A 22,241-nucleotide genomic window follows, 5' to 3' on the forward strand; every position below is an offset into this window, starting at 1 on the left:
TCTTACTCTTTTTTTAAAAATTATAGTATGTTATACTAACAACAAAATTTATTATATGAAAAATAAATTACTTTTATTTTTACTGTTTTTGACATTTTCAGGAAATCAGATTCTTGCAAAAAAGCCCAATGAAAATCTATTTGGGACTAATCTTACTATAGCATTTTATAAAAATCTTAGTTTTACGGATACAATTAAAAAGAGTAAAAAATCTTTAAAATCGGCAAGACTTAATGCTTTCTTAGCACCTCCTTCAGTAATTGCGGGAAGTTCTTGCGGTGATGGTGTAAGTTTTGTCCAAGTTAATGTATACGCAAATGGTTCTAGTACAGATGAACAAATTGAGTGGTATGCAAGTCAAAATGCTACTACTCCTTTATATACTGGCTTTGTTTATAGTCCCAGTATTAAAACTACTAGAACCTTTTATGTACAAAGTAAATCTAAATCGACAAATGATGTAAGTATTAGGGTTCCTGTTGTCGCATCAGTATATTTATCTCCAGCTTCTGTTAGTATTTCTGTTTCTCCTAGTAATAGCCCTACAAACTTATTATGTCCTAACACACCTGTAACTTTTACAGCGAATGGGGGCGGGGATTTGTTTGAATTTTCGGTAGAAGGAGTTATTGTACAAGCTATGTCAGCTAGCAGAACTTATACAACAAGTTCACTTATGAACGGACAAACAGTAAGTGTTCGTTCAAGATATGCAAAGAACATAGATGGGTCAATGACTGAGTCTGCTTGGGGAACTGGTCCAATTGAAGATAATGTATTAACAGCACCTTTATCTGTAAGTGCTACTAAAGCATATGTAAATTCATTGAAAATTAGTCCAGAAGAAAATAACTTAGTAGTTGGTCTTGCAGGTAAAGTGGATAAAAACAGTAGTCTTTTGTTATTTTTAGATTCGAAATCAGGTGGTTTTAATATGTCTAACTATGGAGACGTTCTAACTGGTGCCACTGTTAAGGGTTTTAATTATTTTAATAATAATCCTAGTACATTTGATTCTTACTTTCAAGCTGATTATTGTTTAATTATTTCAACTGATGCAACAGAGTCAAATTATTTTGCTGATATTGTTGAATTAAAATCAGGAGAATCTGTTAGAACATCGCTTGGGAGCGCTACCCCAAGTGCACCTGGCTCTTTTTTTGGGGTTAATAAAAATAATACTGGAGCTACTGATTATAATTTAGGTTTCGAGGTAGAAATTTTAAAATCATTAATTGGTTACACTTCTGGTGATATTAAATTTTTTGGTTTTACAATGAAAGATACGGATGAGACAAGTTATAGTGTAACTAACTCTTTTTTAAGTCCTGAAATTTCGAGTAATTTAGATTATGGTAATTTAGGAATAGATTATAATCTAAGAGATCCTAATCCAGCTGTTTTTTCATCAGCAGGATTAATACCATGTTATAGTAATGATTTTTATACAATAAATTTATTTGAACCACCAGTAACTTCAAGTTTAGTACAGCCTACCTGTTCTAATCCATTGGGAACAATAACTATTGGAAGTCAAAATGGTGCTGAATATAGTATTGACGGAACTACTTATCAAGCTTCTAATACTTTTTCGGGTTTGAACCCAAATAGTTATACATTATATATTAGAAAGGCATCTGACGGTTCTTGCAGTATTAGTTCAATATCTCCTGTTGTAATTAACCCTGCACCTCCTGTCCCTTTAGTTCCTACAGCAGCAAATGTAGTTCAACCAACCTGTGCATCTCCATCTGGGACAATTGTTATAACGGCTCAATTCGGTGCTGAGTATAGTTTAGATGGCATTATTTTTAGAAATACAAATTCATTTTCAGGCTTACCAGAAAATAGCTATACATTGTATGTTCGAAATATGGATGATACAACTTGTATGACAATGTCTGCAACAACAACAATAATAAATGCAGTACCATTGCCACCTGTTGTTCCTACAACTGCCAGTGTTGTTCAGCCTACATGTGCCACACCATCAGGAACTATAACAATAACTTCCCAATCAGGAGTAGAATATAGTTTGGATGGAACTACTTATCAAGCATCTAATTCATTTTCAGGCTTAGCACCTAATGACTATACATTATATGTTAGGAATTCTGGAGATGCCACTTGTGTAACCATGTCCGCTTCTACAACTACTATTGATGAAGCACCATTACCTCCTGTTACTCCTGCTACGGCTAGTATAACTCAACCAACATGTGCGATACCATCAGGAACTATAACAATAACTGCACAAGCAGGAATCGAATATAGCTTGGATGGAATAAGCTATCAAGGTTCGAATTCTTTCTCAGGTTTAGCGCCAAATGATTATACATTATATGTAAGAAATACGGGAGATACAAGTTGTATTACTCCGTCACCATCAGTAATAACAATAAACGCTATACCAACTCCACCAGTTGAACCTACATTAGCTAGTGTAACTCAACCTACATGTGGAACGCCTTCAGGAACTATTGTAATAACAACACAAACAGGAGTAGAGTATAGTTTAGATGGAAGTACTTATCAAGTATCAAATTCCTTTCCAGGCTTAACACCAAATAATTATACATTGTATGTTAGAAATACAGGTGATACAACTTGTATGACTATGTCTTCTTCTACAACAACAGTGAATGCAGTACCATTGCCGCCAGTTGTTCCTGCAACTGCCAGTGTTGTTCAGCCTACATGTGCCACACCATCAGGAACTATAACAATAACTTCCCAATCAGGAGTAGAATATAGTTTGGACGGAACTACTTATCAAGCATCTAATTCATTTTCAGGTCTAGCACCAAATGATTATACATTATATGTTAGAAATTTAGCGGATATTACTTGTGTGACAATGTCAGCATCTAAAACAACAATAAATGTGGTTCCATTACCACCAGTTGTTCCAGCAACAGCGAGTATAACCCAACCAACATGTGCGATACCTTCAGGAACAATTTCAATAACGGCGCAAGGAGGAATTGAATATAGTTTGGATGGAGTGACTTACCAAGGATCAAATTTATTTTCAGGTTTAGCACCAAATAATTATACATTGTTTGTTAGAAATACAGGCGATACGAGTTGTATTACTATGTCTCCATCAGCAATAACTATAAATGCGATACCAACTCCACCAGTAGTGCCTTCTACTTCTAGTGTAGTTCAGCCAACCTGCGGAACTCCTACCGGGACAATTGTTATATCAGCACAAACTGGAGTTGAATATAGTTTAGATGGAAGTACTTATCAAGCATCAAATTCCTTTCCAGGCTTAACACCAAATAATTATACATTGTATGTTAGAAATACAGGTGATACAACTTGTATGACTATGTCTTCTTCTACAACAACAGTGAATGCAGTACCATTGCCGCCAGTTGTTCCTACAACTGCCAGTGTTGTTCAGCCTACATGTGCCACTCCATCAGGAACTATAACAATAACTTCCCAATCAGGAGTTGAATATAGTTTAGAAGGAACAACTTATCAGTCGTCGAATTCATTCTCTGGACTTGCACCGAATAGTTACACATTATACGTTAGAAATTTATCAGATATTACTTGTGTGACAATGTCAGCGTCTACAACAACAATAAATGCGACTCCATTACCACCAGTTGTACCAGCAACAGCGAGTATAACCCAACCAACATGTGCGATACCTTCAGGAACAATTTCAATAACGGCACAAGCAGGAATTGAATATAGTTTGGATGGAGTGACTTACCAAGGATCAAATACATTTTCAGGTTTAGCACCAAATAATTATACATTGTTTGTTAGAAATACAGGCGATACGAGTTGTATTACTATGTCTCCATCAGCAATAACTATAAATGCGATACCAACTCCGCCAGTAGTACCAACTACTTCTAGTGTAGTTCAACCCACATGTGGAACACCTTCAGGTACTATAGTAATAACTACACAAACAGGGGTTGAATACAGTTTAGATGGAAGTACTTTTCAAACATCAAATTCATTTTCAAGCTTAGCGCCTAATAATTATACATTATATGTTAGAAATATAGGAGACACAACTTGTATGACTATGTCTTCTTCTACAACAACAGTATATGCTATACCATTGCCTCCAGTTATTCCTACATCAGCAAGTGTTGTTCAGCCTACATGTTCAACACCATCAGGAACCATAAAAATAACTTCGCAATCAGGAGTTGAATATAGCCTAGATGGGGTTATTTATCAAGGATCAAATTCGTTTTCAGGCTTAGCGCCAAATAGTTATACACTATATGTTAGGAATACAACTGATATTACTTGTGTAACGCTGTCTTCTACAAATGTAATTATTAACCCAATACAGGTTATTGTCGTTCCAACCACTGCTAGTGTAATTCAACCAACGTGTGCAGTACCTTCTGGGACTATTTCTATTACTACACAAACTGGAGCAGAATATAGTTTAGATGGAATAACATATCAGGTTTCAAATTCCTTTTCGGGATTAATTCCAAACGACTATACATTATATGTAAGAAGTGTGTCTGATAATAGTTGTGCAAATGTTTCATCAACACCAACAACAATTAATCCAGTACCTACACCTCCTATAATTCCAACATTGGCAAGTGTAGTTCAACCTACATGTGAAATTCCTTCAGGAAGTATTGTTGTAACAATGCAAACTGGAGTTGAATATAGTTTGAATGGTACTACTTTTCAAACATCAAATTCATTTTCAGGTTTAGTACCTAATAATTATACATTGTATGTGAGAAATATTGCAGATAATACATGCTCTGTTCAAGGTGTATTGCAAGTGACTATTGATCCACTTCCTCCATTACCATTAGTGCCAACTGTGCAACAAATTGTTCAGCCTACTTGCTTAGTGCAAACAGGTTCAATTACAATTGTTGCTCAAAATGATGTACAATACAGTATTGGCAATGGTTATCAAGACAGTCCTATATTTGTAAATTTATTACCTGGTACTTATCCAATAAGTGTAAGATTTACAAGTAGTATTTTTTGTATAAACACTGGAGCAGTACAAACAATTAATCCAGTTCCACCACAAATCCAGTTTGAGATTATGGGCGATTGCGATTCTAAAGACTATGTTTTAACAGCAAGTCCATTAGCAAGCTCATACAATCCAAATGATGTAAGTTATCAATGGAAAGATAGTTCTGGATTGACAGTTGGGACAAATTCCAATATATTAAATGTTTCTAATGTGATAGCATCTTCTTCCGCTGTTGAAGAGTTTCCACTGACGTATACATTGACAATATCTTCAGTAGCTAATGGTTGTGAAACAACGAATAGCGTAGTTGTCGAATCTATTTACTGTAATATACAAAAAGGAATTTCTCCTGATGGAAATGGTTCAAATGACTATTTTGATTTAAAATTATTAGACGTAAAAAAACTAGAAATATTTGATAGATACGGGATCAAAGTATATAATCAATCTAACTATACTGATCAATGGAAAGGCCAGTCAGATAAAGGAAATGAACTTCCTAGTGCTACGTATTATTACGTTATTGAGTTTAATAATGGTAAAACAAAAACAGGTTGGATTTATCTAATCAGAGAAAAACTATAATTTAATAAATATATTGTTGGTCTTTTTTATCAACAAAATGAAAAATAAACGGATATGAACAAAATATTTTTAACTTCTCTTTTGGTTCTTTTTGCCTGTATTGATATATCGGCACAGCAAAATCCACATTATACTCAATATATGTATAATATGAATGTTATTAATCCTGCATATGCAGGTTCGAAAGAAAGTATTTCTTTTGGTGCTTTATATAGAAAGCAATGGGTAAATATAGAGGATGCACCTACTTCTTTTACTTTTTCAGGGCATGCTCCTGCAGGTAATAATGTAGGTTTAGGTCTGTCTTTTATTTCAGATAAAATAGGCCCTGTTACTGAACAAAATGTGTATGGAGATTTCTCTTATACTTTAAAATTAAATGACACTCATAGATTGGCTTTTGGTTTAAAAACAGGTGTTTCTTTTCATAAAGTGGCGCTTAGAGATATTCAATCTTCTCTACCTGACCCATCTGAAGGTATTTTTGGGGAAGACATAAATGACGCTTCATTAAATTTAGGGGCTGGTCTTTTTTACTACACGGATAAATACTACGTTTCCTTTTCAATTCCTAATATGATGAAGTCAGCACATTTAGATTATAATGGGCGTGAGTACGGTTCTGATGTTTCTCATTATTTCTTAACAGCGGGATATGTGTTTGATATTAATTATGATTTGAAATTTAAGCCTTCTTTTATGTTGAAATCAGCATTTGATGTAAAACCTTCATTAGATCTTTCTGCAAATTTTTTATATATGGAGAAAATAGAGTTAGGAGCGAGCTATAGACTAGAAGATAGCTTTGGTGCTATGGTTAATTTTGCTATCACACCTGAGCTAAGAATAGGATATGCTTATGACCATATAATTTCTGATTTAAAGGTGACTGCACCTTCTTCTCATGAATTTATAATTTTATATGATTTATTTACGCCAAAAAAGGTTTCACGTTCACCTAGATTTTTCTAATACAAAATTTTAATTAATGAAAAGATATACAACAATTTTGTTTTTTGTACTAAATAGTATTAGTATTTTCTCACAAAATAATCAAACAAAATCTGCAGATAAATTATTTGACAGATACGAATATGTAAAAGCAGCGGATGCTTATAAAATGTTAGTTCAAAACGGAAATTCAGATTCTTATGTTTTTAAGCAACTAGGGGAATGTTATTATAATATGAATAACACTTCTGAATCTGAAAATTGGTATGAAAAAGCTTTACAGTCGAAGCAAGATGCGGATACATATTATAAATATGCACAAGTATTGAAATCCAATAGTAAGTATGATTTATCAGATAAACAAATGAAAATATTTGTTGGAATGGAACCCAATGACCCTAGATCTAAGGAATTTGTTAATAATTCTGATTATTTATCTAAAATTTCTAGCAAAGAAAAATTGTTTGACTTAAAGAAGTTAAATATTAATTCTGAAAAATCTGATTTTGGAGCTATTCAATATAACGATGTATTATATTTTGCCAGTTCTAGAAATGAAAGCAGAAAAATTTATGGATGGAATAACGAGCCTTTCTTAGATCTTTACAGGTCAAATTATAATGAAAAAGAGGCTACTTATTCGGAACCTGTTCCAATTTCAGAATTGAATTCTGCTTACCATGAAGGTCCTTTGACTATGACTCAAGACGGTAAAACTGTTTATTTCTCTAGCGAAAGTTTCAACGAAAAATTGTTTGATAAAAATAAAAGTAAAAGAATTAAGTTTGGTCAAGTAAATTTATATAAAGCCACTGATAGTAATGGAAAATGGTCAAATATAACTCCTTTACCTTTTAACAGTAAAAACTATTCGGTTAGTAATCCATCAATAACAAAAGATGGGGAAACACTTTATTTTGCATCTAACATGCCTGGTACTTTTGGTGGATTGGATATTTGGAAAGTTAAAGTTAAAGCTGATGGAGGTTTTGGAGATCCTGAAAATTTGGGTGCTAATGTAAATACTTCTCAAGATGAAAGTTTTCCTTTTATTACAGATGAAAGTATTCTGTATTTTTCATCAAAAGGACTGTCAGGTCTTGGTGGTTTTGATATTTTTTCAATAGATTTAAATAAAAATGAAGTTGCCAGTAATATTGGTAAACCTGTAAACTCTGAAAAAGATGATTTTGCTTTTACTTTTAATAAAAAAAATAAGATAGGTTATGTTTCAAGTAATCGTAATGGTAAAGACCAAATTTACTCTTCGATACCTGTTGTTGAAAATGGAAAAATACATGCCATTGTTAGTAATTCTGTAACGGGTTCTGTTATAACTAATGCGAGAGTGGTTGTTTCTGATATAGATAAAAAGGTTTTGGATAAACAATTAACAAACGAAAATGGAACTATGATGTATAGTGCCAAAAATGATAAATCATATTTTGTTGAAATTAGTAAAGATGGTTTTATTTCAAAAACATTTCCTATTGCAGTTAGTAATGGAGGTGAATATAATGTTGATGCTAAATTAGATCCTATTAATGTTGTTGTTACGGATACAGAATTTATCTTTAATCCAATATATTTTAAATTTGATAAAAGTGATATTACAACACTTGGTGCGGATGAACTTGATAAGTTGGTTTATATAATGTCTCAGAATAAGGATTTGGTCATTGTAGCTAAATCACATACTGACTCTAGAGGTAGAGATGATTATAATATGGATCTTTCAGAAAGAAGAGCCAATGCGACTGTTCAATATATAATTTCTAAAGGAATAAGTGCAGATAAAATATCAGGAAAAGGTTACGGGGAATCTGAATTAAAAATAAATTGCGTAAAATGTACCGAAGAGGAACATGCTTTAAACAGACGTTCGGAATTTATCATTGTAAAGAAGTAATTTTACTTCCTGTTAAAATAAAAAAGCGAATCCTAATTTAGAATTCGCTTTTTTATTTTAACCATGTACTGTTTCGTTTTTACCATAATTAATGATGATCGAAGTTTCAAATTCAATCCATTCTTTCCAACGTTTATCAACATCAACATTGTCAGCATATTTTTTTGCAAAAGCTAAAAATGTGGTGTAGTGTCCAGCTTCACTAATCATTAAATCACGATAAAATGCAGCTAGTTCTTGATCTTTTATGTTTTCAGAAAGGACTTTGAATCTTTCGCAGCTTCTTGCTTCAATCATCGCTGAAAATAGTAAACGCTCACACAGTGCATCATTGCGACTTCCGTCCTTTTTCAAGAATTTAAAAAGCTCATTAACGTAACTGTCTTTTCGTTCGCGACCAAAGGTGAGACCTCTTTCTTTGATAAGATCATGAACCATTTTGAAATGTTCTATTTCTTCTTTAGCTATGATCATTAGTTCAGTAACTAATTCTTCTTTTTCCGAGTTTTGGGTTATTAGACTTATCGCATTAGAAGCTGCTTTTTGTTCACACCATGCATGGTCCGTCAATATTTCTTCAATATTTGATTCAACTATATTTACCCAACGGGGATCGGTTGCTAATTTTAATCCTAACATTTATTTGTGTTTTAAAGTTGTAAAATTAGTGTTTTCTTTCTTATTTATTGTCGAAATCATGGTAATGCGGTCTAAATACCATTATTTTGTATTTGTAATGATATAAGTTATGAATGTGATTGAAAAGCTATTAATAATTGGTTTTGTTTGGCCAGAGCCTAATTCTTCTGCTGCTGGTGCTAGAATGATGCAATTGATTTCCCTCTTTAAGGAAGATGGTTATGAGGTTACTTTCGCTAGCCCTGCAATGGAGAGCGATTATATGGTTGATCTTAATTTGTTAGGGATTAAAAGAAAAGCAATTTCTTTAAATTGTGGTAGTTTTGATGATTTTATAAAAGAACTTGGTCCTAAAGTTGTTTTATTTGATCGTTTTATGATGGAGGAACAGTTTGGTTGGCGTGTAGCCGAAACCTGTCCTAATGCTTTACGACTTTTGGATACCGAAGACTTACATTGTCTGCGCTTAGCACGGCAAAAGGCCTTCAAGGAGGGACGTTTATTTGAGTTTGGAGATTTGTTTAATGAAGATGTTTCTAAGCGTGAAATAGCTAGTATTTTGCGTTGTGATCTATCTTTAATGATTTCAGAATTTGAAATGGAATTATTAACTACGGTTTTCAAAATAGACACAAATTTGTTGTATTATATTCCTCTTTTGCTTAGTTCCAATGAAGTTCCAGATTTAAATGTATTGCCTTCATTTGATGATCGAAAGGATTTTGTTTTTATTGGTAATTTTTATCATGAACCCAATTGGAATGCGGTTCAGTATTTGAAAGAAGCTATTTGGCCTTCGATTAAAAAACAATTACCAGGTGCTGTTTTAAATATTTATGGTGCTTATCCTTCTCAAAAAGTATTGCAGTTAAATAATGCAAAAGATGGTTTTTTAATTAATGGGCGTGTAGCGAATGCAAGAGATGTTGTTAAAGAATCACGTGTAGTTTTAGCTCCGTTGCGTTTTGGTGCGGGAATTAAAGGGAAATTATTAGAAGCAATGCAATGTGGTACACCTAGCGTTACGACTGCTGTTGGTGCTGAATCTATGAAAGGTCAGTTGTCATGGAATGGGTTTGTAGAAGATGACCAAGAATCTTTTGCTGATAAAGCCGTTCAATTATACCAAGATGAAATGAGGTGGATTGAAGCGCAAAGAAATGGAATTGAAATAATTAAGAGCCGTTATTTAAGAATCTTATTTGAAGATAATTTCAAAGAACGAATTGAAAGTTTAAAGAAGAATTTAGCGCAGCATCGAATGAATAATTTTATGGGGGAGCTGTTGCAACATCATACGTTGAAAAGTACGAAATACATGTCGAAGTGGATAGAGGAGAAAAATAAGTTATAAGTGATGTAATGCATAAGAGATGGAAGCGACATCCTTTTATGGAATGCAATGGAATAAAAGATATAGTGTACAGCCCGACCTTGCTGTAACGAAAGTGGAAGCAAGGATATGCCCAAATAAAAAACCCGTCATGTTATACAAGACGGGTTTTTGTTTTTATACAGAATCAGTACTTATGCAAGCATGGTTACTGGATTTTCAATGTATTGTTTTAATGTTTGTAAGAACTGTGCTCCAGTTGCTCCGTCGATAGTACGGTGGTCACAAGCAAGAGATAACATCATAGTGTTACCTACAACAATTTGTCCGTTTTTAACCACTGGTTTCTCAACGATTGCTCCTACAGATAGGATAGCTGAGTTAGGTTGGTTGATAATTGAATTAAATTCAGTGATACCAAACATTCCAAGATTAGAAACTGTGAAAGTACTTCCTTCCATTTCTGAAGGTAGTAATTTTTTGCTTTTTGCTCTTCCAGCAAGATCTCTAACACTTCCACCAATTTGAGACAAACTCATAGCATCAGTGAATTTTAATACAGGAACAACTAATCCGTCTTCAACAGCTACTGCAACACCTATGTTTACATGGTGGTTGATGGTAATTGCATCTTCTTTCCACTGTGAATTAATTTTCAAGTGTTTTTTAAGAGCCATTGCACAAGCTTTAATCACCATGTCATTGAAAGATACTTTAGTATCCGGAACATTATTGATAATTGCTCTTGATTTCATTGCTTCGTCCATAGTTACTTCTATGGTTAAGTTGTAATGTGGTGCAGTGAATAAAGATTCCGCTAGACGTTTTGCAATGATTTTACGCATTTGCGAATTCTTGATTTCCTCAGTAAATACTTCTCCAGCAGGAACAAAAACTTTTGGTGCAGGTGCAGCAGCAGTTTCGGTTTTAGCAGGTGCAGGTGCGGCAGCTTGTGGCGCTGCAGCAGCAGGTGAGTAGTTTTCGATATCGCTTTTCACAATACGCCCGTTTTCACCAGAACCTTTAACTTGTGTCAATTGAATTCCTTTGTCGCTAGCAATTTTCTTTGCTAACGGCGATGCTAAAATACGTTTTCCATCAGTAGAAGCTTCTTGTGCTGTTGGCTCTGCCGGTGCAGCAGATGCTGTTGCAACCTCTTCAGTTGTTACTGGTTTAGCTCCTCCAACTGTGAAGTTTTCTGCTATTCCTGAGATATCAGTTCCTGCAGGTCCTATAATAGCTAATAAGCTATCAATTGGTGCTGCATTTCCCTCTTCAATTCCTATGTATAATAAAGTTCCTTCGTTGAAAGATTCAAATTCCATTGTTGCTTTGTCGGTTTCGATTTCAGCAAGAATATCACCTTCAGCAACTTTATCACCTACTTTTTTCAACCAAGTAGCTACAGTTCCTTCCGTCATTGTATCGCTTAAACGAGGCATAGTTACCACTATAACACCTTTAGGTAAAGCGGCCGGAGCAGCTGTTTCTTTTACTTCAGTTTTAGTTTCAGAAGTTGTTTCTTTCTTTGTAGTATCTTCTTTAGGAGTTTCAGATTTTCCTGCCAAAATTGCAGAAATATCTTCCCCTTCATTTCCTATTATTGCTAATAATGAATCTACAGGCGCCGTTTCACCAGCTTGAATTCCTATATGCAAAAGAGTTCCTTCGTTGAAAGACTCAAATTCCATTGTTGCTTTGTCAGTTTCAATTTCTGCAAGGATATCGCCTTCGCTAATTTTGTCACCTACTTTTTTAAGCCAAGTTGCTACCGTTCCTTCCGTCATAGTATCACTCAAACGAGGCATTGTAATTATTGTTGCCATAATTGATTTTATAGTTTATGAGGTATAAATGGATAATCTTCTTGTGCGTATACTACGTCGTATAATTGTTGAATTGGAGGATATTCCGATTCTTCAGCAAAATCAACACATTCTTGAACTAAGTCTTTAACTCTTTGGTCGATTGCGTCAATTTCTTCTTCTGTAGCATATTTTTGATCTTTAATTACATCTAGAACTTGTGTAATTGGATCAATTTTTTTGTATTCTTCTACTTCTTCTTTTGATCTATATAGTTGAGCATCCGACATAGAGTGTCCTCTATAACGATATGTTTTCATTTCTAAGAAAGTTGGTCCATCACCACGACGCGCTCTATCAATAGCTTCTGTCATCGCTTCAGCAACTTTTACTGGATTCATTCCGTCAACTGGTCCACAAGGCATTTCATACCCTAAACCTAGTTTCCAAATATCAGTGTGGTTAGCCGTTCTTTCAACAGAAGTTCCCATTGCATAACCGTTATTTTCTACAATAAAAACTACAGGTAGTTTCCATAACATAGCCATGTTGAAAGCTTCGTGCAAAGATCCTTGACGTGCTGCTCCATCACCAAAATAGGTCATTGTTACACCGCCAGTTTCAAAGTATTTATCTGCAAAAGCCAATCCAGCTCCTACAGGAATTTGTCCACCTACGATTCCATGACCACCATAAAAACGGTGCTCTTTTGAGAAAATATGCATAGAACCACCCATTCCTTTTGATGTTCCCGTAACTTTTCCTAAAAGCTCAGCCATTACTCTTCTTGGATCTACACCCATTCCAATTGGTTGAACGTGATTTCTATATGCAGTAATCATTTTGTCTTTTGTCAAGTCCATTGCATGCAATGCACCTGCTAGTACTGCTTCTTGACCATTATATAAGTGTAGAAAACCTCTAACTTTTTGTTGTATGTATAATGCTGCAAGCTTGTCTTCAAACTTTCTCCAAAGCAGCATGTCTTCGTACCACTTTAAATATACTTCTTTTGTAACTTCTTTCATCTCAATTGTTCTTTTGCTAAAGTTTTATTGTGTTATCAACTAGTACCTATAACGCAAAATAGTTTCCTCCCACAAATTTGCGAATTGCAAAAATAGGACATTCCAACTAAGAACTAAAATTAAAAAGCTAATTTTTAGCAATTTTACAACACGTTTTTGTTAAATAATAACGGGAGCAGGTTTTTTAGGGAGTGTGATTTATAGACTTCGCCAGTTTCTCCCATGAAATAAATTTCTATTTGCGACTCTTGGCGGATTTCATATTCGGCAATTGATTGTCTACACGCACCGCAAGGAGGTATTGGTTCTGTTGTTTTATTGGTGTCTGAAGCAGCTGTAATCGCCATTTTTGTGATTTTTGCATTTGGGTATATTGCTCCGGCTTGAAAAATAGCTACTCGCTCTGCGCATAGTCCAGATGGATAAGCAGCATTTTCTTGATTAGAGCCCAATACTATTTTTCCATTATCTAATAATAAAGCCGTACCAACTCTAAATTTTGAATATGGTGCATATGCATTTTTCCGTGCTGAAATGGCTTGCTCCATAAGATTTTGTACTTCAATTGGTAATTCAAGTGTTGAATTATAAACAGAGAAATGGCTTGTAATAGTTATTTCTTTCATATTTTTATAGGAAAAAAAGTCCAAAGTTCAGGGGTTGAAATTTGGACTTTTAATTTAAATTTTATTAAAAATTAATATTCATCGTATTTGTCTCCAAAGTTGAATGTAAGAGAGAAACGAAGGGTGTTTTCTAAAGGGTTTTTTACTTTTGAAGCTGAGAATAAATAAGACACATCTACTTTAACTACATTGTATTTAAATCCGGCTCCAAGCGAGAAAAATTTTCTAGCTCCTTTAAGTGGACTTTCATGAAAATAACCTAGTCTCATTGCAAATGAATCTTGGTATAAGTATTCAGCTCCAACTGCATATGTAACTTCTTTAACTTCTTCACTAAATCCGTCTGGTGCATCTCCGAATGATTTAAAAACTCCAGAAACCCAACCAATAGAGCGGTAATTGTCATTATTTTGAGCTCTTTCTTCAGCTGTAATCGTTCCGTCTCCATTTAGATCTGGATTTTGAGGGGTTGGAACCAATAGTTTACTAAATTCAAGATTCAGTGCTACCTTGTTGTAATCGTCAAGTATGAAATCAAATCCAGTTCCTACCTTTAAGTTAGCGGGTAAAAAGTTAGTGCTAATTTCGTCATTGTCATAACTTATTTTTGGTCCTAAGTTTTGAATATTAAAACCTGCTCTCCATCTTCCGTTAAAGTCATTATAGGCAATTTCTTCTGATTGATAAAAACCCGCAACATCAATTGCGAAAGAATTTGCTGCAGAGGCATCACCGTTGTCTGAAACTACTTTTAGATTAGAATGAATGTATCTTCCTGCTACAGCCATAGAAAATTTCTCGCTTAATTTTAAGGAATAAGAACCATCTAGTGCAAACTCATTTGGTGATACAATTCTGGGAACTTCATTTGGGTCTCCAGTTTCTCTTAATTCGATATTACCAAACCCAAAATAACGTAAACTTCCAGCAAAAGCACTTCTTTCGCTTATTTTATTATAATAGGTTAATTGTCCTAATGAAATATCATTGGCTAAATCAGTAAGGTAGGGTGTGTAACTTATAGAAAAGCCTTGTTTATCAATTGCAAAAGCATATTTTGCAGGATTCCATTGTTGTGAAAAAGCATCTGCTGAAGTGGCTACACCAACATCAGCCATACCAGCAGCTCTAGCATCTGCAGATACTAATAAAAAGGGAACTGCAGTTGTTATTACTCTATCTTGTGCTTTTGCAAAAGAAAAAGTGAGTATACTAGTTGTTATAAGTATTATTTTTCTCATTTTGATGTTAAAATTCATTAAACAAATATACTATATTATTAAAGTATCACAAGCTTTTCGATCTTTTCAGCTTTTTTATTTGTTGTGCTAGACTTGACAGTGAGCTTGTAGATATAAACGCCTTTGCCTATTTTATTTCCAAAATCATCTCTTCCGTCCCAAGTGATTTCTTTAGATAAAAAACCTTCTGTTGTTATGATTTGGTTTTTTGTCCAAACTACCTTTCCAGTTATTGTGAAAACTTGAATTTGAACTGTTAGTGGTTCGTAAGGTCTGTTGTGAGTAAACCAAAATTCAGTATAATTGACAAATGGATTTGGATAATTTAAAACATGTGTCAAAGTTATTGTTTCGTCTCCTACTACTAAAAATTGAATTTCGGTAGTTGTTGGATTGTTGTAAACATCCCATGCTTTAAATACAATAGTATGCAATCCGACCGAAATGTCATGTAATGGGAATCGTAAACTTCCATTTGTAAAATCATCAATATTTGTTTGGTAATAATCATTTAGTATATATGGGTTGCTTATGTCTCCATCCAAAATAGCTATAATGTCGTGTCCAATTCCGCTTGCAGTATTAATTCCATTTTCATCTTCGAGAAAAGCAAGTAAAAAAGGAGATGAGTTTGTAATGCCTCCTGAAACAAATGTCTCGTCATTCATATATAACTTAACTTTTGGGCTAATATTGTCCTCGGCTGCATTTTCATTTATACCTCCTATTTTAATATTCGTGTCGTAGCCAGTTTCATTCTCTAAAACCTGCTCTTTTTTAGCGTAAAAACTTATTTTTCCATTGTCAAGAGGGATTCTAATGTCTCTTGGGACAACAAAATTAAATTCAAATATTCCGTTTTTAACAGAAGCATTTCCTCTAAATATGGTTTCTCCGAGTGTAGTGAAATTTATTGGTGGGCTGTTTCCGTCGTTGTTATACGTTGTTCTTGGGATTGTCTTATCAAAAATAGTAGATGAAATTTCGCCGTTATAATTTGTCAGCGTAACATCATTTTCATCAGTTATTTCGCCAGTTACTTTCATGTGAGCTAATGATTTAAATGCATCCGTGGTTTGAGTTGTTGGGATATCATTTATTTTTGTAAGCTTTACTTTCGGTTTTGGAATAGCTAAAAACAATGCGGGATCTCCAATATAAAAAACGACATTAGTAGATGAATTCGGATTGCTGTTTTTTGATATTCGTAAAGCCTCTGCAATTGAGGTGTACTCATTAGAACCAAAAGACAATAAGTTTTGAGATAAAGTGTCGTTGAAATTTTCTGCGCTAAATTGACCAATAGCGCGAATAGTAGTAATCATGGCAATAGCACCGCCTTTCGGGTTCCAATAGGTGTATTCTCCTGCTGTTGGTCTGGTGGGATTGTCAAAACGGGAAAACTCGCAAGTAATAGTAATGAATAATGGATATTTGTATTGATTGTTTAGGTTTTGGCTATCTGATTTTTCCCAAATTCGTTCAGCCGATAATCCATCCTCGCCACCGTGTCCCAAGTAGTTGAAGATTAGTGCTCCTTTTTCGAATGCATTAAAAAAGTCTGTCCTCGCTTTTGGATATCTAAAACCTCCAGCCGATGCTTCTTGGATATAAGAATCTAATATTATTTTATTGATATTAAAAAAAGGTTTTTGTGCCGTGATTCTGTCGGCCAAATTATTTTGTCTGCTTTGTAGGCTGGAATCAGATATTTGATCGGAGTCGTCACAAATCATCACGAAATTGTTTCTCCAGTTTCCGTATGATTTGATGTCATGGTATTCAATTACTTTATTAACCATATCCTCTGCTTGTGAAGGGTTGTTTACAAGCATTCGGCCAACCGCAATATCAATTCCACCAAAATAGGAAATAATGTTTCCTTCGTTATCATCCATTAAACCATAAAAATCATCTGAGGCAAATGAAGATTCTCCAATAGTGTTGCTGTTTAAAGCATGATAAATAGGGACTATATTTGTATTGTTTATGGTTTTGTTTTTATAATCATAGGAAGCGTCTCCAAAAAGGTTTACATATTTGATCCTTTTTTCATCTGTAGAAGCATTGTCATATATGTATTTTATGCAGTTTCGTATTGCTGCAATATCTTGTTTTCCAGATGAAAATTCTTGATAAATAGACTCTGTAGTAATGACTTTTACATTTAATTTGGAATAATTCCGATGGAAATCAGCGAGTTTTTCTGCTTGATTTTTCAACTCATTTGGAGTTATTATAACATAGTCAATATCTTGAAAGGCTCCTTGGTTGTTATTAAAAATTGTGCCTTTTATATTTTGGTTAGTTATTTTAGATTTAGTCTCTTTTAAGGGAGTGTAGTAGTCTAAAGCATCGATAGCGACGTATTTCTTGGTTTCTCCTAGATTTCCTTTAAACGAAAATAAATCTTGATTGTTGTTTTTTACTTTGGTTATATTACTGGTGTTAGTAATATCCCATATTTGAGAAATTCCATTTGCATTAGTAAAATTGTAATTGACAATGCCTATTTCTCCATTTGAAGAGTTATATTGAAAATTGAATTGCTTGCCATATCCTTGAAGTTTTCTTTTTGCCAAAAGCCCAATGTAATCCAAAAAACCTTTGGATCCAGGAACACCATTGTTGTTGTATGTTAGTTTTATTTTTACATTTTCAGCACTGTTGAAAGAGGCATTGCTGGGTAAGTTGCCAACATAAAATTCAGTGTCAGAATTGGTGTTTATGGCAGGAAAACTGATTTGTCCAATGATTTGACTGTTAGCGCTAACTTGAAATGATGTTGGGGTATAAGCGGCCGAAGCGGTTACGGCTTTAATTTTTATTGGGATTGTTAAATCAATATTAGGAAAGTTGAATTCAAATTCTTGTTCTTGATTGATGTCAAATGACTCTCCAAACCATTGTCTTCCAAGGTGGGCAATATTGACTAAATCGGTTTCATGATATTGATAATCGTCAAATGTGTTTAGATTCAATGTACTGTTGCCTAAAGGTTGAGTCATTTGGCCCATTCTTTTACCATTATCTCCAGAAGAGGTGATGTAATAGTACGACTTTGTATCGTAAAGGTTTATATTAGTTTGACTTTCTTCATTCCAAGTGTCAACTCCTTCAGCATAAAATAAGATATAATCATTAGTGTCAAATGTGCCGTCATCTTCACCAATAATTTGAATAGTATTTTCAATTAAATCATCTGGGTAATCAATATTATTTGATAAAGGAAGCATATTTCCTCCATTGCCATATATTTTAATTTTTTTAGGATCAATTCCATTAGCTGGAAACCCTAATTCTTGTAAAAAACTTTTTGAAATTTTATAAACACCTGATTTTTCAATATAAAAACGATACCAATCGCCAGAGGACAAAACGGAATTGTAAATAAGTTTCGTGGTTTTGTTCGATTGATTAATTTTTGATGTTGAGTTATTGATGGTGTAAGAAAAAGATTTTATCCTTTTGTATCCATAAGAGTCCTTTATAATGGGAGAGAGGGTCAGGAAAGATTCTAAAACACCTCGGCTTTTGAAATTTTGTATAGTTGGGGCTATTACTTTTGGTATGTTTTCTAGCTTTAAGTCGCCAAGTTGTTCTGCTGAAACAGATTCGTAATTTATATTTGAGATTAAAACATCATTTTTATCATAAGAATAAGGTGCTTTTAGCTTTAAAGTGTAAAAAAGAATCTTTTTTTCAGTATCATAATGAAATTGATTTCCAGTAAAGATTGGAATGTTGATTTTAGTATTTCCAATTGACATCTCCGTTTTATCAAGCCATTCGATGGTGATGTTATCTACGGTTTGGGCATTTAAAATGGAAGAAATTAAGGATAATGTAATCAGAAGTAGCTTTCGCATTATTTATTAAATTGTATTAATAATAAATTAATTGGAATGAGTAAAAATATAGCTTTTAGTGTTAAAATAAATAATAAATAGTATAAATTTGCGTTTGATTTGTATGAAATAGTTTAATATGGTTGAACTGCGCAAAATTTTTTAAAATGGTGTTGCAGGTTAATCGTTAATTATTATATTGCATCACTTAAATTATTACCTTTAAAAGAGTATGAAAGTAAACAAAATTATGGCATTTCGATTGATGTTATCGTTGATAATGATAGTAGGTTTTGCTAGTTGTAGTAAAAAATCTAGTTCAAAAAATGCATCAAGAGCTACCGGCTGGAATGTAGATAGCAAGAAAGCTTCTAGTAGTAAAAAACAAGAAGCGGGACCTGGTTTGGTTTTTGTTGAAGGAGGAACTTTTACAATGGGTAAAGTGGAAGATGATGTTATGCATGATTGGAACAACACACCAACACAACAACATGTTCAATCCTTTTATATGGATGAAACAGAAGTTACAAACTTTATGTACTTGGAGTACTTAGATTGGTTGAAAAATGTTTTTCCTCCAACAGAAGAGAACTATAAATATATATATGAAGGAGCTTCACCAGATACTTTAGTGTGGAGAAATAGATTGGGTTATAATGAAACCATGACTAATAACTACTTGAGACATCCTGCGTATGCAAGTTATCCTGTAGTTGGGGTAAATTGGATTCAAGCTGTTGAATTTAGTAAATGGAGAACCGATCGTGTAAATGAAGCAATTTTAGAAAAGAATGGTTATTTAAAAAAGAATGCAAAATCGCAAGATGTTACAGCTGAAGCTTCTTTTAGTACAGAAACGTATTTAAAAGCTCCAACAATGACATATGGTGGTAATGAGGAGATTGTTTTAAAATCTAAAGCTGGTAGAAAAAGCCCTAAAGCAGGTAAAGACGGTAAGGTTGTTGAAGCTAAAAATGTTTATGCACAACGTTCTTCAGGAATACTTTTACCTGAATATAGACTTCCAACTGAAGCAGAGTGGGAATATGCTGCAGCTGCAGATGTAGGTCAAAGAGAATATAATATCTATAAAGGACAAAAGAAATATCCATGGTCTGGTAGTTATACTCGTTCTGGAAAAAGACAAAGTAAAGGGGATCAATTAGCCAATTTCAAGCAAGGAAATGGAGATTACGGTGGAATTGCAGGATGGTCTGATGATGGTGCTGATATCACTAATGCTGTTAAAAAATATCCAGCTAATGATTTTGGATTGTATGATATGGCAGGAAATGTAGCCGAATGGGTTGCCGATGTTTACAGACCAATTATTGATAATGAGTCAAATGATTTTAACTACTTTAGAGGAAATCGTTACACTAAAAACAAAATTGGAGAAGATGGGAAAGTAGAAATTGTTACTCTAGAGACTATGAAAAAAGATACTCTTAGTAATGGTAAAATTATTGTAAGAAGTTTTCCAGGTCAAATTGCACAAGTGCCAGTTGATGAAAACGAAACGTACTTGAGACAAAATTTTGATAAGAGTAATAATATTAATTATAGAGATGGTGATAAGCAATCTTCAAAATATTATAACTTTGGTGAATCAGAGTCAGATACTGATAAAGCAAAATTGGATAAGAATATGTATAATTCTCCTAAACATAATGTTACTACAGACAGTTTAGGTATGATGGTTAGAAAATACGATAAGTCTAGTAAAAGAACTACTTTGATAAACGATGAAGTACGAGTTTACAAAGGAGGTTCTTGGAGAGATAGAGCGTATTGGTTAGACCCAGCTCAAAGAAGGTATTTTCCACAGGATATGGCAACTGACTATATTGGATTTAGATGTGCTATGTCTAGAGTAGGACCTAAGGCAGAAAAAAGAAAATCAGCTAGAAATTAATTTTTTTATATAATTATAAAAGTAAAAAGCCCTTTGATTAGGGCTTTTGCTTTTTTTAATCCTTTTTATATGGATATCCAATACATTCATAGTTTATTTTTAAAATGTAAATCGGTTTCAATTGACACACGTAAGATTGGTGTTAATTCTTTTTTTGTAGCCATAAAAGGGGAGCGATTTGATGCGAATACTTTTGCTAGCGAAGCTTTAGAAAAAGGAGCTTCTTATGTGCTTATTGATGATAAGTCTTATTATATTGATGAGCGAACAGTACTTGTTGATGATAGTTTAGTGGCTTTACAAGAATTAGCTAAATTTCATAGGGGCTATTTAAAGTTACCTATTATAGCTCTTACTGGTAGCAACGGAAAGACTACTACAAAAGAGTTAATTCAAGTAGTGCTTTCAAAAAGATACAATACAAAAGCCACTGTAGGGAATTTCAACAATCATATTGGAGTGCCTTTAACTTTATTGTCATTTACTTCAGAAACTGAAATTGGAATCGTTGAAATGGGAGCTAATCATAAAAAAGAAATTGAATTTTTATGTGAATTAGCTAAACCTGATTACGGATATATTACTAATTTTGGGAAAGCACATCTGGAAGGATTTGGAGGTGTTGCGGGCGTAATTGAAGGGAAAAGTGAAATGTATCAATACTTAGCAAAAAACGATAAATTAGCTTTTATAAATCTGGAAGATCCAATTCAAGTTGAAAAATCAAAGTTGCTAAAATCCTTTTCTTTTGGTCTAAATAAAGAAAATGCTGATGTATGTATTGCAGAAGTTAAAGCAAATCCTTTTGTGGAAATTGAATTTTCGAACATTATAATTCAGTCTCATTTGATAGGGCTTTACAATGCTAATAATTTGAATGCAGCACTTGCAATAGGAAAGTTCTTTGGAGTCGAAAATATACCTATAAAACAAGCGCTAGAGAGTTATATTCCTGAAAACAATAGATCTCAACTCTTGTTAAAAGAGACTAACGAAATTATTTTGGATGCATATAATGCAAATCCAAGTAGTATGGCTGTGGCTATTTCTAATTTTTTACAATTGGAAAAGCCAAATAAAATAATGATTTTGGGAGATATGTTTGAACTGGGCAATGAAAGTGCAAAAGAGCATAAGGAATTAGTGGACTCCCTACTAGAAGAAAACTCTATTCAATGTTTTTTTATCGGTTCTGCATTTTACGACACTAGAATAGATAAGAGTAATTTTTATTTTTATGACTCATTTGATACTTTTTCAAATTATTTAAAAACAACCAAAATTATAGACAGCACCCTCCTTATAAAAGGTTCAAGAGGAATGGCATTAGAAAGGACATTGGATTTTATATAGTAAAAAACT

Annotated in this window: 12 protein-coding genes; 6 read left to right on the plus strand and 6 right to left on the minus strand. The window is 33.6% G+C overall.

Features of this window, described 5'->3' with window-relative positions:
• The first annotated feature begins 55 nt into the window (after positions 1-55).
• Genes AB3G34_RS00055 through AB3G34_RS00065 form a run of 3 tightly spaced genes read left to right on the plus strand, consistent with a single transcriptional unit; the run spans position 56 to position 8,444 of the window.
• Positions 56-5,584 (plus strand): gliding motility-associated C-terminal domain-containing protein, encoded by a 5,529-nt coding sequence (locus tag AB3G34_RS00055; RefSeq protein ID WP_369753077.1) that lies wholly within the window; start codon positions 56-58, stop codon positions 5,582-5,584.
• A gap of 54 nt (positions 5,585-5,638) precedes the next feature.
• Positions 5,639-6,556 (plus strand): type IX secretion system membrane protein PorP/SprF, encoded by a 918-nt coding sequence (locus tag AB3G34_RS00060; RefSeq protein ID WP_367757027.1) that lies wholly within the window; start codon positions 5,639-5,641, stop codon positions 6,554-6,556.
• A gap of 16 nt (positions 6,557-6,572) precedes the next feature.
• Positions 6,573-8,444 (plus strand): OmpA family protein, encoded by a 1,872-nt coding sequence (locus tag AB3G34_RS00065; RefSeq protein ID WP_369753078.1) that lies wholly within the window; start codon positions 6,573-6,575, stop codon positions 8,442-8,444.
• Positions 8,445-8,501: 57 nt separating this feature from the next.
• Here the strand turns inward: AB3G34_RS00065 and AB3G34_RS00070 are convergent, their stop codons facing one another.
• Positions 8,502-9,083, minus strand: a complete 582-nt coding sequence (locus AB3G34_RS00070) for a tRNA-(ms[2]io[6]A)-hydroxylase (RefSeq protein WP_367757030.1) — start codon at positions 9,081-9,083, stop codon at positions 8,502-8,504.
• 109 nt (positions 9,084-9,192) lie between these two features.
• Between AB3G34_RS00070 and AB3G34_RS00075 the strand changes: the two genes are divergently transcribed.
• Positions 9,193-10,437: a glycosyltransferase gene (locus tag AB3G34_RS00075; protein ID WP_367757032.1), complete on the plus strand. Its 1,245-nt coding sequence runs from the start codon at positions 9,193-9,195 to the stop codon at positions 10,435-10,437.
• A 173-nt stretch (positions 10,438-10,610) separates the two neighbouring features.
• Here the strand turns inward: AB3G34_RS00075 and AB3G34_RS00080 are convergent, their stop codons facing one another.
• From AB3G34_RS00080 to porU, 5 genes are all read right to left on the minus strand, one after another.
• The gene (locus AB3G34_RS00080; protein ID WP_369753079.1) at positions 10,611-12,242 is read right to left on the minus strand and encodes a 2-oxo acid dehydrogenase subunit E2; all 1,632 of its coding nucleotides are present in this window, start codon (positions 12,240-12,242) and stop codon (positions 10,611-10,613) included.
• Positions 12,243-12,250: 8 nt separating this feature from the next.
• Entirely contained in the window at positions 12,251-13,249 is a 999-nt protein-coding gene (pdhA, locus tag AB3G34_RS00085; protein ID WP_367757036.1) for a pyruvate dehydrogenase (acetyl-transferring) E1 component subunit alpha, read from the minus strand.
• 143 nt (positions 13,250-13,392) lie between these two features.
• Positions 13,393-13,875, minus strand: coding sequence for a cytidine deaminase (cdd, locus tag AB3G34_RS00090; RefSeq protein WP_367757038.1), 483 nt, complete (start codon positions 13,873-13,875; stop codon positions 13,393-13,395).
• 71 nt (positions 13,876-13,946) lie between these two features.
• Positions 13,947-15,116 carry a type IX secretion system outer membrane channel protein PorV gene (gene porV / locus AB3G34_RS00095; protein ID WP_367773427.1) on the minus strand — a complete coding sequence of 390 codons (1,170 nt, stop codon included), beginning with the start codon at positions 15,114-15,116 and terminating at the stop codon, positions 13,947-13,949.
• Positions 15,117-15,154: 38 nt separating this feature from the next.
• Entirely contained in the window at positions 15,155-18,985 is a 3,831-nt protein-coding gene (porU, locus tag AB3G34_RS00100) for a type IX secretion system sortase PorU (protein WP_367757041.1), read from the minus strand.
• 211 nt (positions 18,986-19,196) lie between these two features.
• Between porU and gldJ the strand changes: the two genes are divergently transcribed.
• Positions 19,197-20,879, plus strand: a complete 1,683-nt coding sequence (gene gldJ / locus AB3G34_RS00105; protein WP_367757043.1) for a gliding motility lipoprotein GldJ — start codon at positions 19,197-19,199, stop codon at positions 20,877-20,879.
• 69 nt (positions 20,880-20,948) lie between these two features.
• On the plus strand, positions 20,949-22,232 hold the full coding sequence (murF, locus tag AB3G34_RS00110; protein WP_369753080.1) for a UDP-N-acetylmuramoyl-tripeptide--D-alanyl-D-alanine ligase: 1,284 nt from the start codon (positions 20,949-20,951) through the stop codon (positions 22,230-22,232).
• Positions 22,233-22,241: the final 9 nt, after the last annotated feature.

The sequence above is a fragment of the Flavobacterium sp. WC2409 genome, assembly GCF_041200085.1.
In the GTDB taxonomy this organism is placed as follows: Bacteria; Bacteroidota; Bacteroidia; order Flavobacteriales; family Flavobacteriaceae; genus Flavobacterium.